16 protein-coding genes are annotated in these 14,484 nt (G+C 56.9%); 13 read left to right on the forward strand and 3 right to left on the reverse strand.

Translation table 11 applies throughout. The annotated features are described in order from the left end of the window. Nucleotides 1-22: 22 nt before the first annotated feature. From AABE20_RS00830 to smpB, 4 genes are read left to right on the forward strand one after another with little or no spacing between them, the layout of a single operon-like run. Nucleotides 23-757 carry a 3-deoxy-manno-octulosonate cytidylyltransferase gene (locus tag AABE20_RS00830; protein ID WP_338331845.1) on the forward strand — a complete coding sequence of 245 codons (735 nt, stop codon included), beginning with the start codon at nt 23-25 and terminating at the stop codon, nt 755-757. Nucleotides 758-763: 6 nt separating this feature from the next. Beyond that, nucleotides 764-1,660 (forward strand): prephenate dehydratase, encoded by an 897-nt coding sequence (locus tag AABE20_RS00835; RefSeq protein ID WP_338331389.1) that lies wholly within the window; start codon nt 764-766, stop codon nt 1,658-1,660. 11 nt (nt 1,661-1,671) lie between these two features. After that, nucleotides 1,672-2,562 carry a 4-hydroxy-tetrahydrodipicolinate synthase gene (gene dapA, locus AABE20_RS00840; RefSeq protein WP_338331390.1) on the forward strand — a complete coding sequence of 297 codons (891 nt, stop codon included), beginning with the start codon at nt 1,672-1,674 and terminating at the stop codon, nt 2,560-2,562. Between the two features lie 2 nt (nt 2,563-2,564). After that, complete coding sequence (smpB, locus tag AABE20_RS00845) at nt 2,565-3,062, forward strand: SsrA-binding protein SmpB (RefSeq protein WP_338331391.1); 498 nt, start codon at nt 2,565-2,567, stop codon at nt 3,060-3,062. 119 nt (nt 3,063-3,181) lie between these two features. Here the strand turns inward: smpB and AABE20_RS00850 are convergent, their stop codons facing one another. Beyond that, nucleotides 3,182-3,874 (reverse strand): cold shock domain-containing protein, encoded by a 693-nt coding sequence (locus AABE20_RS00850; RefSeq protein WP_165990423.1) that lies wholly within the window; start codon nt 3,872-3,874, stop codon nt 3,182-3,184. An 860-nt stretch (nt 3,875-4,734) separates the two neighbouring features. On the opposite strand from AABE20_RS00850, the gene AABE20_RS00855 reads away from it, so the two are divergent. The 9 genes from AABE20_RS00855 to mltG all read left to right on the forward strand — a co-directional run bounded on the left by AABE20_RS00855 (nt 4,735) and on the right by mltG (nt 12,622). Then, nucleotides 4,735-5,091: a hypothetical protein gene (locus AABE20_RS00855; protein ID WP_338331392.1), complete on the forward strand. Its 357-nt coding sequence runs from the start codon at nt 4,735-4,737 to the stop codon at nt 5,089-5,091. 194 nt (nt 5,092-5,285) lie between these two features. Beyond that, nucleotides 5,286-6,038: a glycine betaine ABC transporter substrate-binding protein gene (locus tag AABE20_RS00860; protein ID WP_338331393.1), complete on the forward strand. Its 753-nt coding sequence runs from the start codon at nt 5,286-5,288 to the stop codon at nt 6,036-6,038. Nucleotides 6,039-6,050: 12 nt separating this feature from the next. Continuing rightward, nucleotides 6,051-7,310: a class I SAM-dependent methyltransferase gene (locus AABE20_RS00865; RefSeq protein ID WP_338331394.1), complete on the forward strand. Its 1,260-nt coding sequence runs from the start codon at nt 6,051-6,053 to the stop codon at nt 7,308-7,310. Between the two features lie 6 nt (nt 7,311-7,316). Continuing rightward, nucleotides 7,317-7,850 carry a YdcF family protein gene (locus tag AABE20_RS00870; protein ID WP_338331395.1) on the forward strand — a complete coding sequence of 178 codons (534 nt, stop codon included), beginning with the start codon at nt 7,317-7,319 and terminating at the stop codon, nt 7,848-7,850. A 143-nt stretch (nt 7,851-7,993) separates the two neighbouring features. After that, nucleotides 7,994-8,938, forward strand: a complete 945-nt coding sequence (gene fabD / locus AABE20_RS00875) for an ACP S-malonyltransferase (protein ID WP_338331396.1) — start codon at nt 7,994-7,996, stop codon at nt 8,936-8,938. Between the two features lie 15 nt (nt 8,939-8,953). Next, the gene (fabG, locus tag AABE20_RS00880; RefSeq protein ID WP_338331397.1) at nt 8,954-9,694 is read left to right on the forward strand and encodes a 3-oxoacyl-[acyl-carrier-protein] reductase; all 741 of its coding nucleotides are present in this window, start codon (nt 8,954-8,956) and stop codon (nt 9,692-9,694) included. A gap of 290 nt (nt 9,695-9,984) precedes the next feature. Continuing rightward, a complete protein-coding gene (locus AABE20_RS00885) occupies nt 9,985-10,224 on the forward strand; it encodes an acyl carrier protein (RefSeq protein WP_025825175.1) in 240 nt (79 codons plus the stop codon). 105 nt (nt 10,225-10,329) lie between these two features. After that, a complete protein-coding gene (gene fabF / locus AABE20_RS00890; protein WP_165990430.1) occupies nt 10,330-11,598 on the forward strand; it encodes a beta-ketoacyl-ACP synthase II in 1,269 nt (422 codons plus the stop codon). Next, on the forward strand, nt 11,588-12,622 hold the full coding sequence (mltG, locus tag AABE20_RS00895) for an endolytic transglycosylase MltG (RefSeq protein WP_338331398.1): 1,035 nt from the start codon (nt 11,588-11,590) through the stop codon (nt 12,620-12,622). The genes fabF and mltG overlap by 11 nt, the downstream gene beginning before the upstream one ends. 40 nt (nt 12,623-12,662) lie before the next feature. Here the strand turns inward: mltG and AABE20_RS00900 are convergent, their stop codons facing one another. Together AABE20_RS00900 and AABE20_RS00905 are read right to left on the reverse strand one after the other, a co-directional pair. Next, nucleotides 12,663-13,502, reverse strand: a complete 840-nt coding sequence (locus AABE20_RS00900; RefSeq protein ID WP_338331399.1) for a lipid-binding SYLF domain-containing protein — start codon at nt 13,500-13,502, stop codon at nt 12,663-12,665. Between the two features lie 88 nt (nt 13,503-13,590). Next, nucleotides 13,591-14,391: an inositol monophosphatase family protein gene (locus AABE20_RS00905; protein WP_338331400.1), complete on the reverse strand. Its 801-nt coding sequence runs from the start codon at nt 14,389-14,391 to the stop codon at nt 13,591-13,593. Nucleotides 14,392-14,484 lie beyond the last annotated feature (93 nt).

Below are 14,484 nucleotides of genomic sequence, written 5' to 3' on the forward strand. Positions count from 1 at the left end.
CGTGGTTCTTTGGAGCAAGCTGATCATGCCACCCCTTGTTGTCATCCCCGCCAGACTTGCCTCCACAAGGCTCCCCGGCAAGCCGCTGGCCGACATTGCCGGACGCCCCATGATCGTGCATGTGCTGGACGCGGCACTCAAGGCGGATATTGGCCCGGTTGTGGTTGCCGCCGCCGAACCAGAAATCTGCAACGTGGTAACCAGCGCCGGGGGCACGGCCATCCTGACCGATGCCAACCTGCCATCAGGCTCAGACCGGGTCTGGCAGGCCGTGCAGGCACTTGATCCACACGGGCAGTACAACACCATTATCAACCTGCAAGGTGACCTGCCCACCCTTGAGCCGAACACACTGCGCGCAGTACTTGGGGTTATGGATAATCCCGCATTTGATATTGGCACACTGGTTGCCCCCATTGCCTCGGAAGAGGAGGCGACAGCGGCATCGGTTGTCAAGGTTGCATGCCATTTTGACCAGACCACGCAACAGGCGGCGGCACTCTATTTTTCTCGCCAGCCCATTCCCTGGGGGCAAGGCCCATTGTGGCACCACGTTGGCATTTACGGCTGGCGGCGGCCCGCCCTTGCGCGCTTTGTGCAACTCCCCCCATCAGGACTGGAAAAGCGTGAAAGTCTGGAGCAGCTTCGCGCACTGGAAGATGGTATGCGTATTGGCTGTGCACGTATTGCAATCGCACCGTTTGGGGTTGATACACCACAGGATCTGGAACGGGCACGCCGCCTGCTTGGAGCTTAAAAGGCCATGATGGACAAAGTTATCGCCTTTCAGGGCATGCATGGTGCGTATTCCGATATGGCCTGCCGCGCCGCCCGGCCCGGCTGGACCACCCTGCCATGCCATAGCTTTGCCGATGCCATAGATGCCGTACACGCAGGCAAGGCTGAACAGGCCATGCTGGCGTGTGAGAACAGTCTGGCAGGCCGTGTGCCAGATATTCACTCGCTTCTGCCTGCTGCGGGGCTGCATATTATTGGCGAACACTTCCAGCGAGTAGAACACTGCCTGCTGGTTGTGCCCGGCACACGCATGGACCAGATCCGCCGCGTGCATACACACCCCGTTGCCATGGCCCAGATCCGCAACCTGATTAAAAACCATAACCTGACCCCGGTTACCGAGTTTGATACGGCAGGGGCTGCGGAACTGGTTGCCCTTTGGCAGAACCCTGAAGACGCAGCCGTGGCCTCGGCCCTTGCAGCGGAACTCTACGGGCTGGAAATTTTGCAGCGTAATGTGGAAGACGCCTCCCACAATACCACGCGCTTTTATATTACGGCGCGCACACCACATGAACCCGCCCCCCATACGCCCCATGTTATGACCACGCTGCTTTTCAGCGTGCAAAATAGCCCCGGCGCGCTCTACAAGGTGCTTGGCGGCTTTGCCACCAACGGCGTTAACATGACCCGGCTGGAAAGCTACATGTCGGGCGAAACATTTGCCGCCACACGGTTTTTGATGGATGTAGAAGGCCACCCCGGCGATTCCCATCTGGGCAAAGCCTTGGCCGAACTTGAATTTTTCTCCAAAAACGCCACAATTCTAGGCGTCTATCAACAATCGCCCTTTCGGCGCCATGCACCCGCCAACGGGCAGGATACACCGCGCACCGCCCCCGCAGATGCCATTCCAGGATAAGTGACTGCTCCATGCCTCATACATTCTTCTCCGGCTCCATCACTGCACTCATCACCCCGATGAACCGGGACGGTAGCCTGGATTTTGACTCGTTTGAAAAACTGGTGGACTGGCAGATCAAGGAAGGCACCGCTGGCCTGTGCGCAGTCGGCACAACGGGGGAAAGCCCGACCCTGTCACACACCGAGCACCATGCGGTTGTTGAGCGCACGATAAAAATTGCCAATGGCCGTGTACCGGTTATTGCAGGCGCAGGCTCCAACAGCACATCCGAAGCCGTAGACCTTGCCCGCCATGCCGAGCAGGCTGGGGCCGCTGCCGCTCTTGTTGTGGCACCCTACTATAACAAGCCAACGCAGGAAGGGCTTTACCGGCACTTCATGGCGGTGGCTGACGCGGTTTCCATTCCGGTTATTCTTTACAATATTCCGGGCCGCTCGATTATTGACATCAGCGTGGAAACAACGGCCCGTCTGGCAAAGCACGGCAATATTATCGGGGTAAAGGACGCAACGGCCAACCTGTTCCGCCCACTTCAGGTTCGTCGCGCGGTGGATAAACCCTTTAACCAGCTTTCTGGTGAAGATGGCACGGCGGTGGCTTTTCTGGCTGCGGGGGGAGATGGCTGCATTAGCGTGACCTCCAACATTGCCCCAGCCCTGTGCGCCGCCGTTCAGACCGCATGGCAAGCAGGGCGGACGCAGGAGGCCATTGCCATTCAGGACCGCCTGACACCCCTGCATGACACCCTGTTCTGCGAGAGCAATCCGGCACCCGCCAAATATGCGGCAAGCCTGCTTGGCCTTGCCGGGGAAACCTGCCGCCTGCCACTGGCCCCTTTAAGCGATGACTCACGCCATAAAGTACGGCAGGCACTGGTTGAAGTCGGGTTGCTAGGCTGAACATGGCTGGAAAATCGAGCAAAAGCACCATGATCTCCCACGGCATGGTCGCACAAAACCGTAAGGCGCGCTTCAACTACGCCATAAAGGAAACCGTTGAGGCCGGACTGGTGCTTAAAGGGCCAGAAGTTAAAAGCCTGCGACTGGGCCGCGCAACAATTGGCGAATCCTTTGCGGGCGAGCGCAACGGTGAACTCTGGCTTTTTAACAGCTACATTCCCGAATATCAGGGCGGGGTGCTTTCCCGCTTTGATTCGCGCGCACCACGTAAACTGCTCATGCACCGCAAGCAGGCCCAAAAGTTCATGGGGGCCATCGCCAAGCAGGGGGCTACCCTTGTGCCACTGGACATTCACTTTAACGACCGGGGGCTTGCCAAGGTCACCCTTGGTCTGGGTGTTGGCAAAAAGAGCGTGGACAAACGCCAGACCGTGGCAGACCGCGACTGGCAGCGCGACAAAGCCCGCCTGATCCGCAACAAGGGGAAGGGCGACTACTAGCCCTCATCTACCCGCAATACCGTGCTGGCTTTGAAAACCAGTCAGCCAGAAATCGGCCATAAAAAAAGCCTCGGTCTAAACCGAGGCTTTTTTCTTACTTACCGCTAAAAAGCAGTGCCTCAGGCAGAGGTCACTTCAGCAGCTTCCGGACCTTTCTGGCCCTGAACAACCTTCACGTTCACACCCTGACCTTCATTCAGGCCGGGCAGACCGGAGCGTTCCAGAGCAGAAGCGTGGATGAAAATGTCCTTGCCACCGCCTTCAGGCGTGATGAAGCCAAAGCCTTTAACAGCGTTGTACCATTTAACGGTACCGCGCGTGTCTTCAGCGTCGGACAGATCAGGAGCAGGGCGAGCCGCAGGGCGTGCGCCAAAACCCGGACGACCACCAGCGGGGCTACGCGGACGTTCCGGCTGAGCCGTGCTTTCATCAACAGAGATGACTTCGGCGACCTGACGACCCTTCGGGCCCTGACCGATACGCACAACCAGAGTGGCGCCGGGGTTTACACCCTGCACACCAGCCTGAGACAGCGCATTGGCGTGCAGGAATACATCGCCAGATCCATCAGCGAGTTCGACAAAGCCGAAGCCTTTTTCGCCATTGAACCACTTGACGGCTGCACCCACTTCCGGGCCGGAAGCGATAACCTGCGGACCACCAGCGGGCCGACGCGGAGCAAACCCACCACGGTCACCGCCGCCACCGTAAGCGGGGCGTTCACCGAAAGAAGGCATCGACATATAATTGTCGTCATCAAATCCGCCGCGGCGAGGAGAACGGGGGCTGCGGTCGGTCCTGTTACTTTTCAACGGTCTTGATCCTGGAGTGCGGAGAAGGCGGAAGCTTCTCCGGATATTGAAAAACGGGCAAACTGCCAGAATGGGTTGACAGGTTTACGTGCTTTGAACAAAAAGCCCATCATTCCCCCTCCTGAATACTGCAAACATGCCCAACGCATGCGTAGCACAGTCATAAGTGTGCTGCCACAGAAAAGCATGAAAACCGCGCCAGCTTCACGCACTTTTCTTCATGTCACAAATTTGTGATGCTGCACTTTCTGAAGCCTGCCGGAATACGTTCCATCCCCCGCAAAAACGATGCGGCACAGAACACACCACAATCCGTCCGAAAAATGGATAAAGCCGCATACTGCTCTTGCGTTATGGCGGGATAAGCACCGGCACAGCCTGCATGGAATAATCAGAGCGGTTTTGAAAGAATCGGCCACGGCCGTAACCGCCAGCCAACACCACCCCACAAGCCTTTAACAAACTTAAAGCCGTTCTGGAAAAACAAGCCCCCCCAACTCGGAGCCAAAAACCGATTGCAACCAAGCTGCGTTACGCTTCTGCCTGAGAGTTCATGCAGACAGCTTTCAGGCCCCATGCAATCCGGCGAGCAACCCTGCAAAAGATCACGTGTTTAATTAGAACTCACTCTCGGCCCTCTTGAGACCGCATTGCGTGCCTATTTTTTAATCATAAGGATATTTTTTGTGCATAATTTACCGCCACAATCGGCGTTTCTGTGTTTTTTTCGTCACTACCCCCTCAACCTGCCCTTTTATGAGGCGAAAGGACGCTCTTTCCTGTAGCGCGGCGTCGGGTTTCGCCCTTACTCTCAAAATCAGAAAGAGCCACCGGGTTTTGATGTAGGGGATACAGGACATATGCTGCACCAGTCGGAAACACAGAACATCTGCCAGATCATCCCGTTCCAGATGGAAATCATGTGCCGCCACCGCGATTATCTGGACCGCTGGATTGCCGCCAGCCAGCCCATGGGTATTTGCGATGCAGATATTTTTCCCGCAGAAGAAAAACAGGCAGGCGTGTCCTCCGGCTATGTTCTGGTGTGGGTGCGCGAAACGTCCAATCCTGCTTACAAGGTTTACTCCCGCGGCAACCGCTGGATTGTTATGGATGCAGTCCGTGACAACACTCTGGGCCAGTTTTCATCCTTTGCGGATGCCCTGAACATGATCCGCCCTGTTCTGCCGGTCAAACAGGATATTGTTGCCGCCTGACCCCCCAAAACTACTTTTCTGGTGCTTTTCAGCCGCCATTCCCATGCTGGGGTGGCGGTTTTTCTTTGCCCTGACCTGCATAAAATGCCCGATGGAAGCAGATATTTCCATTTGAGGGATTGCCACTGCACTTTGCGGTGCGGCAAGGACAGGGCAGACGTCCTGCAGTCCCGACCGATCCAGAGGAACCCGAAATGACATCCCTGACACTCGCCTATCCTGAGTCCACCATTCATGAGGCGACGGCAGCCACAATCATTCGGGTTCTCGAAGCCAACGACGTAGAACCCGAAATTGTAACCGGCCCCAAGCAGGCCCTGGCGGATCTTCTGCACAAAGGGGAAATTGATCTCTACGTTGCCGCATGGCTACCGGATGAGGATTCCTCCCTGCTTTCGCCCGGCATCACACAATTGGGCAGCCTGTTCCGGCCAGAAGCATGCTGCTGCATTTCCGACGAGAACAGCCCCCTCACGTCTTTGAGCGATCTGGCTGGCCCCGCTGGGCAAGATGTCTGCCGCGTTATTGTCACACCTCACTCTTTGGCAAAACGCATGGAGCAGGTGTTAAGCGCCTATAATCTGGCCGCTGCGGGCTTTAGCCTTGACGTGCTGCCTGATGAGGAAGCGCTTGCAAGGCTAAACGTTGCCCTTGGCGCGGAAACGCCCAGTATTCTGCCCCTGTTCCAACCCTGTTTTCTGTTCCATCAGGGCGGGTTGCGCATCCTCAATGACCCCAAAAAAGCCATGGGGGCAGATATGGAGGCAACTCTTCTACTCCGCGATGGTCTGCGTGACGAGTTGGAGACGGACCTTGTGGATGAACTGGACGAACTGATGTTGAGCGCCAAAATCATTAGCGCCATGGATTACGCCATGCGGGTAGAAGGCATGAGTGCCGATGAAGCTGCTGAAGCATGGCAGCGCGGAAAGCTCCTTCCCCGCTAAAGGTAACGGCGCATGACACACTCCCCCCCAGCAGACGACCGTGATGCCGGGCTTGCAGCCCAGTACGAGGCCTACCCATACCCCGAGCGCAATCCGCAGGACGAAAACCACCGCCTGTTCATTGGCAGTCCCAGCCACCTGCGCGAGGTGGATTACTGGGTTTTTGGCGCCCAGCGCCCCCGCAGTCAGGCATTGCGGGTTCTGGTGGCAGGCTGTGGAACAGGGGATGCCGCAATTATGCTGGCAACGCAGCTTGCACGGGTTGCGCGCCCGGCGGAAGTTGTCTGCCTAGACCGTTCAGCCAAGGCGCTTTCCATTGCACAGGCGCGGGCAAAAACCCGCGCATTGGAGAATATCCGCTTTGTGCAGGGGTCCCTGACTGAACTGGACACACTTGGACTGGGAGCGTTTGATTATATTGATTGCTGCGGAGTGCTGCACCATCTGCCTGACCCGGTAGCGGCACTGCAAACTCTGGAACGCCACCTTGCCCCGCACGGGGGCATGGGCCTGATGGTCTATGCACCTTATGGCCGAACAGGCGTTTACATGCTGCAAGATGCGCTGGAAAAACTGGCGCCACACACGCAGCAGCCAGAAGAGCGGCTCGATGTTGCCCGCCGCATTATGCGCAACCTGCCCGCAACGGCATGGTTGCACCAGAATGGTAACTTTGGCGACCATCTCTCCGGTGGAGATGCCGGGCTATATGACCTGCTGCTCAACCCCAGAGACCGCTCTTACACCATCACCGATTTTCTGGCCCTACTGGAGCAGGCCGGGCTGGAACCCACAGCACTTATGGAACCGGCACGCTACGATCCAGCACTCTTTTTGCCCGACCCACGCCTGCGCTCACGCCTGACAAACCTGCCATGGCAAACGCAAGCCGCCATTGCAGAGGATCTGGTTGGGAACATGGCAACCCATGTGGCCTATGTTGTGCGTAAGCATGCAGCCCCACCCAAGCCGGACCCACTGGACCCAAGCGCCGTTCCCATTATGCGCGAAATTCCGGGGGCGGAGTTGGCCAAACAGATGACGCCAGACAACATGCTGCCTTTCCATTTTGGTACGCTGGTTGTGCCCATTCCGCTCCCACCCCAGACACGCGGTATTCTCCGACTTATTGACGGAGAAAGAACTGTGGGCGAACTGGCTGAAATTCTGGCCACACGCGGTGTTAACGCGGAAAAATTCCGGCATGTCTGGCAGGAAAGCTTTAGCACTCTGGAACGGTTGAATCGCGTTCTGCTCCGCCCACCTGCCTGATCCCACTTGCAACACGCCCCACAAGCAGGCCGCCCCGAACCCCTGATTGTTTTTGGCGCAGCCCTGCACCCCAACGGCAAACCCACACCGGCTCTTTTGGCAAGGGTGCAGACCGCGCTGGCTTATGGCGCAACACGGCCGGTAATCTACATTGTAACAGGCGGTGTTGCTCGCAACGGGTTCACTGAGGCCGCCGTTATGGCGAATCTTCTGGCGCAGGCTGGTGTGCCTGCGCAACAGATCATGATGGAACACAACGCTACAGATACGTTTGATTCTGTTGTGCTCTGCTCACGCATCCTCACTCAGCTCGGTGTGGGCAGGGACGTACCGGTTGCTATGGTTACAAGCCCATTGCACACCCTACGCTGCTTTTTGCTCCTGCGCATGGCAGGGTGGCGGGCCCATACCCTGCCACTTGCCCCACAGGTGCGCCCAGCCGTGCCTCTGGGCGTAAAATTACGGCGCATTGGGCATGAAAGCCTTGCAATTCCGTGGGATGCGCTCCTCGTTCTGGTCTGGCGTATTGTGCCGCGTTAACGCACGCCCTATTCTGCCCCCGCTTTTGCCAGCCGGAAGGGCAGAACCATGGGGCGGTATATGTTTGCGGCCCGAGGGTTCTTTCCGTCCACTCCTTGCAATCCATCCGCCTCCGGGCGTCGTTTTTTGAAACAGTGAGTATCATGGCCGTTTACGCATTTACTTTTCCCGGACAAGGCAGCCAGTCCGTTGGTATGGGGCAGGAGCTTGCTGAAGCTTTTCCCGCCGCCCGCGCGGTTTTTCAGGAAGTTGACGATGCTCTGGGCGAACATCTGTCAAAAACGATTTTTGAAGGTCCGATAGAAACCCTCACCAGCACCGAAAACGCCCAGCCAGCCCTTATGGCTGTTTCCATGGCGGTCATACGTGTGCTGGAGCAGGATGGCGGGCTTGATCTGGCCGGTCGGGTTAGCCTGCTTGCCGGGCATTCACTGGGCGAATACGCGGCTCTGGCCGCAGGTCGGGCATTTGACGTTGCTCAGGCAGCCAAACTCCTGCGCCTGCGTGGGCAGGCCATGCAGCGCGCCGTACCTGCGGGAGAAGGCGGCATGGCGGCACTCATTGGTGTCACACTGGCGCAGGCGGAAGAGGTCTGCGCCCGTGCGAGTGCCAGCGGCTGCACGGAAATCGCCAACGACAATGGTGGTGGGCAGATTGTTATTTCGGGCAAAATGGCTGGAATTGACGCAGCCATTACCATTGCAAAGGAAATGGGGATCAAACGCGCGGTCAAACTGCCAGTTTCCGCCCCGTTCCATTCCTCCCTCATGAAACCGGCAGAAGACGCTATGGCCGAGGCTCTGGCCAAGGCAGATATTGCGGCACCAGTTGTACCCGTTATTGCCAACGTAACCGCCGAGCGTGAAACCGATGCGGATACGATTCGCACCAATCTGGTCCAGCAGGTAACGGGCCGCGTACGCTGGCGCGAGAGTGTGGCCACCATGACCGGTATGGGCGTTGATACGTTTGTGGAAATCGGGGCAGGCAAGGTTCTGTCGGGTCTGGTCCGCCGTATTGCCCCCGAAGTTTCGACCCTGTCCATCGGCACACCGGCGGATATCGAAACCTTTCTCAAATCCCTCTAAAACAGGTTGCACAACATGTTCCGACTGGATGGAAAAACCGCACTCATTACGGGTGCTTCAGGTGGTATCGGCAACGCCATTGCCAGAACACTGCATGCTCAGGGCGCTAAGGTTGTGCTGTCTGGCACGCGTGAGGCCGTTATTCGCGAACTGGCGGAAGAACTGGGGGAGGGGGCGTTCTATGCCGCTGCCAACCTGAGCGAACCCGCAGAAGCGGACGCGCTGATCACCAAGGCTGAGGACGTTGCCGGCGCGCCACTGGATATTCTGGTCAACAATGCAGGCCTTACGCGGGATATGCTCGCGATCCGCATGAAGGACGAGGACTGGAATCAGGTTCTCAATGTTGACCTTGCAGCTCCTTTCCGCCTGTGCCGCGCAGCACTTAAAGGCATGTTGCGCCGCCGCGCGGGCCGCATTGTCAATATTGCCTCCGTCATTGGCACAACAGGCAATGCCGGGCAGGCCAACTATGCCGCAGCCAAAGCTGGCATGGTGGGCATGACCAAATCTCTGGCGCAGGAGGCTGGTCCTCGCGGCGTTACGGTCAATGTTGTGGCTCCCGGCTTTATTGTAACCCCAATGACCGACGTTCTGGCTGACGCGCAGAAGGAAAAACTTCTGTCCTCCATTCCGCTTGCCCGCCTTGGTCAGCCCGATGATGTTGCATCCGCCGTGCTGTATCTGGCATCGGACGAGGCCCAGTGGGTTACCGGCACAACGCTGCATGTTAATGGCGGCATGGTCATGGCCTGAAGCACATGAAAAGCATATGCACCGCTAGAACAGGTGGTGCAAAATGCTTTAAGATGTGCCACACATGCAGCGCAACCACGCTGTTTTGGGCTTAACACAGATGTATTTGTCTGGTTTGCCTTGGCGTGGAGAGATAAAACGTGCTAATCGCGCGCAACACCTTACTGCTGGGCCGGAACCGGGCGGGCACTTGCCTCCCCACTTCTCCGCCAGTATCAAGGTCCGTCGCAGATTAAACACCTGAACAACCTGCCATTTTCGGTAGGCAGGCATATGGGATAGAAAGACAGATGAGCGAAATCGCTGATAAGGTTAAAAAAATCGTGGTCGAGCATCTCGGCGTTGAGGAAAGCAAGGTCACACCGGAAGCGTCTTTCATTGACGATCTGGGCGCTGACAGCCTTGACACCGTTGAGCTGGTGATGGCGTTTGAAGAAGCCTTCAATGTCGAAATCCCCGAAGATGCCGCAGAAAAAATCACCACGGTGAAAGACGCCATCGACTATATCGAAAAGCAGAAAGCCGCCTGATTTCGGGCCATCTGCCTTAAATTACAGGACTATGGTCCCTCAGATGGCTGAGGGACCAGATATGTGTCGAATGGGGAGCGGGCTGGTTTGTTGCTTTCGGCCGGAATGAATTCTGGACGGAGACGCGTTGTCGTCACCGGCATGGGCATCGTCGGGCCTCTCGGCCTCGGTGTTGAAAACGTATGGTCACGTCTGATCGCAGGCGAGAGCGGGATTGGTACAATCTCGCAGTTCGATGCGAGTGATCTGCCTGCGCAGGTTGCGGGCGAAGTCCCGAACGGACCGCGCGAGGAAGGGAAACTCACGCTTTCTGAGTGGGTCCCCACCAAAGACCAGCGTAAAATGGATCGCTTTATCCATATGGGTCTGGTTGCCGCAACGGAAGCGGTTGAGGACTCCGGCTGGAAACCTCAGACCGAAGAAGAAAAATGTCGCACCGGTGTTATGATCGGTTCTGGCATTGGCGGCCTGCAAACCATTTATGACGCCTCCATTACGGTGCATGAAGGACGTGCAAAGCGGCTCTCGCCCTTTTTCATCCCTTCAGCCCTGATCAATCTTGTATCTGGGCACGTCTCCATCAAATACGGGTTTCAGGGGCCAAACCATTCGGTTGTCACTGCCTGCGCAACAGGCGTGCATGCCATTGGTGATGCCGCCCGCCTGATTATGTTTGGTGACGCCGATGTAATGGTTGCCGGTGGTGCTGAAGCCACGGTCTGCCCGCTAGGCATTGCCGGGTTCTGCTCCGCACGCGCCCTTTCCACCGGTTTTAATGCCACACCGCAGCAGGCTTCTCGCCCATGGGACAAGGACCGTGATGGTTTTGTCATGGGGGAAGGCTCCGGTATTGTCGTGTTGGAAGAATACGAGCACGCCAAAGCACGTGGCGCCAAAATTTATGGCGAGGTCATCGGCTACGGCATGTCCGGCGATGCCTACCATATTACCGCACCATCGGAAGGTCATTATGGCGCATACCGCGCCATGCGTTCGGCACTACAGAGTGCTGGCCTGACAACGGCCGACATTAACTATGTGAACGCCCATGGCACATCCACCATGGCCGATGACCTTGAGCTGGAAGCCGTGGAACGTCTGTTTGGCGATGATGCCAAAAAGCTGGCCATGTCCTCCACCAAATCCGCTACGGGCCATCTGCTCGGGGCAGCAGGGGCGGTAGAAGCTATTTTCTCCATTCTTGCCATCCGGGATAATGTGGCACCGCCCACGCTTAATCTGGACAGCCCATCGCGCGAGAGTGTGATCGACCGTGTAGCGCACACCGCGCAGCAGCGCCCGATCAACATTGCCCTGTCCAACAGCTTTGGGTTTGGCGGAACAAACGCCAGCCTGATCGTGCGTGGCGTCTAAACCTAAAAAACGACCATCCTCTCCTTCAGGCCATAGTAAACTTTTTTGTTTTCTCAAATGGTCTGGAGGAGGCGTTTTTGCCCTTTTTGCAGGCGTGGGGCTTACCGCCTTTTTAGGCTGGCAGAGTTACACATCGCCCGGACCATTATCCACCGAGCAGGATATTGTGGTTCCCCATGGCAACTACGCAAGCACTTTAACCACATTGCAAAATGCAGGCGTTATTCCAGCAGACTGGTGGAGTAGTCGCGTATTTTTAAGCGCAGTTGCACTGACTCGTGCGGATGGACAACTGCATGCAGCCGAACTGCACTTTCCCGCTTATGCGTCCATTCAACAGACATTATGGATTTTGCGGCACGGCAAGCCAGTTCAACATAAGCTGACGATCCCAGAGGGACTAACAGCTTGGCAAATTCAGGCTCTGGTTCAAGCCACGCCATTGCTTACGGGAGATGCTCCTCTGCCAGCTGAAGGCAGCACACTTCCGCAAACCTATACCTTTCTGCGCAACAGCACACGCAAGGATCTACTCGCCCACATGCAGGCGAGTATGGCCCAGACATTAAAAAACATCTGGGCGGAACGAGAGAACGGTTTGCCGCTTAACAGCCCACAAGACCTGCTGACCCTGGCTTCGGTTATTGAAAAAGAAACTGCGCTGCCCGATGAGCGTCCATCGGTTGCACGCGTGTTTTACAACCGTCTGCAAAAAGGCATGCGGTTGCAGACTGACCCAACCGTTATTTACGCCCTTACGCAGGGTAAGCCGCCACTGGACAGACCACTGACCCATACGGACCTTCAGACCCCAAGCCCATACAATACGTATGTCAATATGGGTCTGCCTCCGGGGCCAATATGCTCCCCCGGCAGTGCGGCACTGGAAGCAGCAGCGCACCCGGCCAAGGGAGATATGCTGTATTTTGTGGCTAATGGCGCGGGGGGGCATAATTTTGCAGCCACATTAGTGGACCACAATCATAATGTTCAGCTCTTCCGCAAACAAAAAACCAGCCACTAAAACCATAAGGCTTTAAGTGGCTGGTACAACTCTGCCGCTTTTAGCGCGTACCAGAACGCGCAGGGGACAGGTTTTCCTGCTGGATTCCGCCACTGGGGGCCGTTGCGCCCGTGCTATCGCTATCGATTGCATCCGTTGTGGCAGCACTCCCGCCTGTGCGGGGGGCTGTTGTGGCAGCTGTCTGGGCTCTGCGGGCATAACGCATAAGCACGCTACGCAAGGGATCAGCATCCGGATTATTGACCCGCATGCTCACAACAATATCTTCCGGGCCAACACTCTGTTTGTAGTAAGCCCGATTTTCATCACTGTTGACGGTCAGCTTGCTGCCACCGAGTGAGGCACCAGCAAACACCCCCTGAGACTTCTGGGCGACCAGAATATCCGTGTTGCTCGCGCCTGCATTGGAACTGGCAACTGCCGTGCTCATATTGGCAAAGGATGCCCCCGCATTGGAGCCAAACTGGAACTGGCTATCCAGCAGCGCCTGCAGGCCACGATCGGTCATGATGAAAAAGACAATCTGGGAGCTTTGCACACCAAACTGAATACCAAAGGAGGCGGAACTTAGCTTGTAAAACGCCGGATCAGACCAGGACCCTCGGGCATCCTTCGCCAGCAGCACGCATTCTCCATGTGCGCCGCCAAATGCGATGGACATCCGGAACATGGCCGGGCAGATCATGACCGCACGGGCTTTGGCCAGATTACTCACCAATGAACTCTGACCATTTGCACCCAGAAAAATATCCTGCACGGTCAATGCTGCTTTATCAACGGTAGATTGCGCATTGTCAGCCGTCTGCGCATGCGCGCTAGATGCCAGCATGGTCGCGGCAAGGATCAGAGAAACTGAAGACAGCCGTTTAAAGAAATGCATCCGGGGTTTCTCCACGATAAGGCCGGTAAATTGATGCTTAAAAAAGCATGCTTTTGTGGCGCGAGAAAGGCCTGTCTGTGTTTTGTTTTTATTCCAGCGGAATGGAAACCGCTTTGGCCAATACCGGCCCAATATGTGGGTTGGCAGCCAAAATGGTAGCGCCCCCGGTCAACCCGCCATTTTGCAGAAAAGGAGAAACAACCGCTCCGGCTTCGGCCAACAAAGGAAGGGCCGCCGCCACGTCCCACAGGTTGATAACAATTTCAATATAACCATCAAGCCGACCACTGGCGACATCCGCCAGAGCCAGTGCGCCGCATCCGCCAGAGCGGGGCATGGTGCCGAGCGCCATAATGGCGTCCATCTTGTCCATAAAAACAGGTTTGGGCACACGCCCGCTCCAGCCCATTTCAATCATGGAGCGGGCAGGGTCCTTTATGGGGGATGCCTTGATGGGTTTGCCGTTCAGAAAAGCTCCATACCCGCGCAGAGCGGTATAGACCTCACCCAGTGCAGGCGCATCAATCACACCGGCTACGGGTTCATCCCCATCCATCAGGCCGAGCGATACACACCACCGGCAGCGGCCGCGGGCGTAATTGGACGTGCCATCAATCGGGTCCACAACCCAGCGCAGGCTACCTGTGCGGCTTACGCCTCCTTCTTCCCCCTGAAAACCATCTTCAGGAAAAAGAGCCTGCATGCGCTGCGCAATAAAGGCTTCCACCGCGCCATCTGTTTCTGTCAGCCAATCCTGAGCGGACTTCAGCTCTCCCTGCGGTCCACCCGGCGGGGGCCGCATGGACATGGCCAGTCGGGCGGCGTCATGCACAACAGCCCGTGCGGCTTCCAGTCGGTAGGCAAGGGCAGGGCTGGGGAGGGCTGGCATGGAAATGGCTACTCCAACATAAAGTGTAAACGCCGCCACCATACCGCCAAGCCTGTTACAGGGCGACCCGCTTTATGCCTCATGCCCCCGCAT

This window comes from Acetobacter zythi, from assembly GCF_963921165.1.
Taxonomy (GTDB): Bacteria; Pseudomonadota; Alphaproteobacteria; order Acetobacterales; family Acetobacteraceae; genus Acetobacter.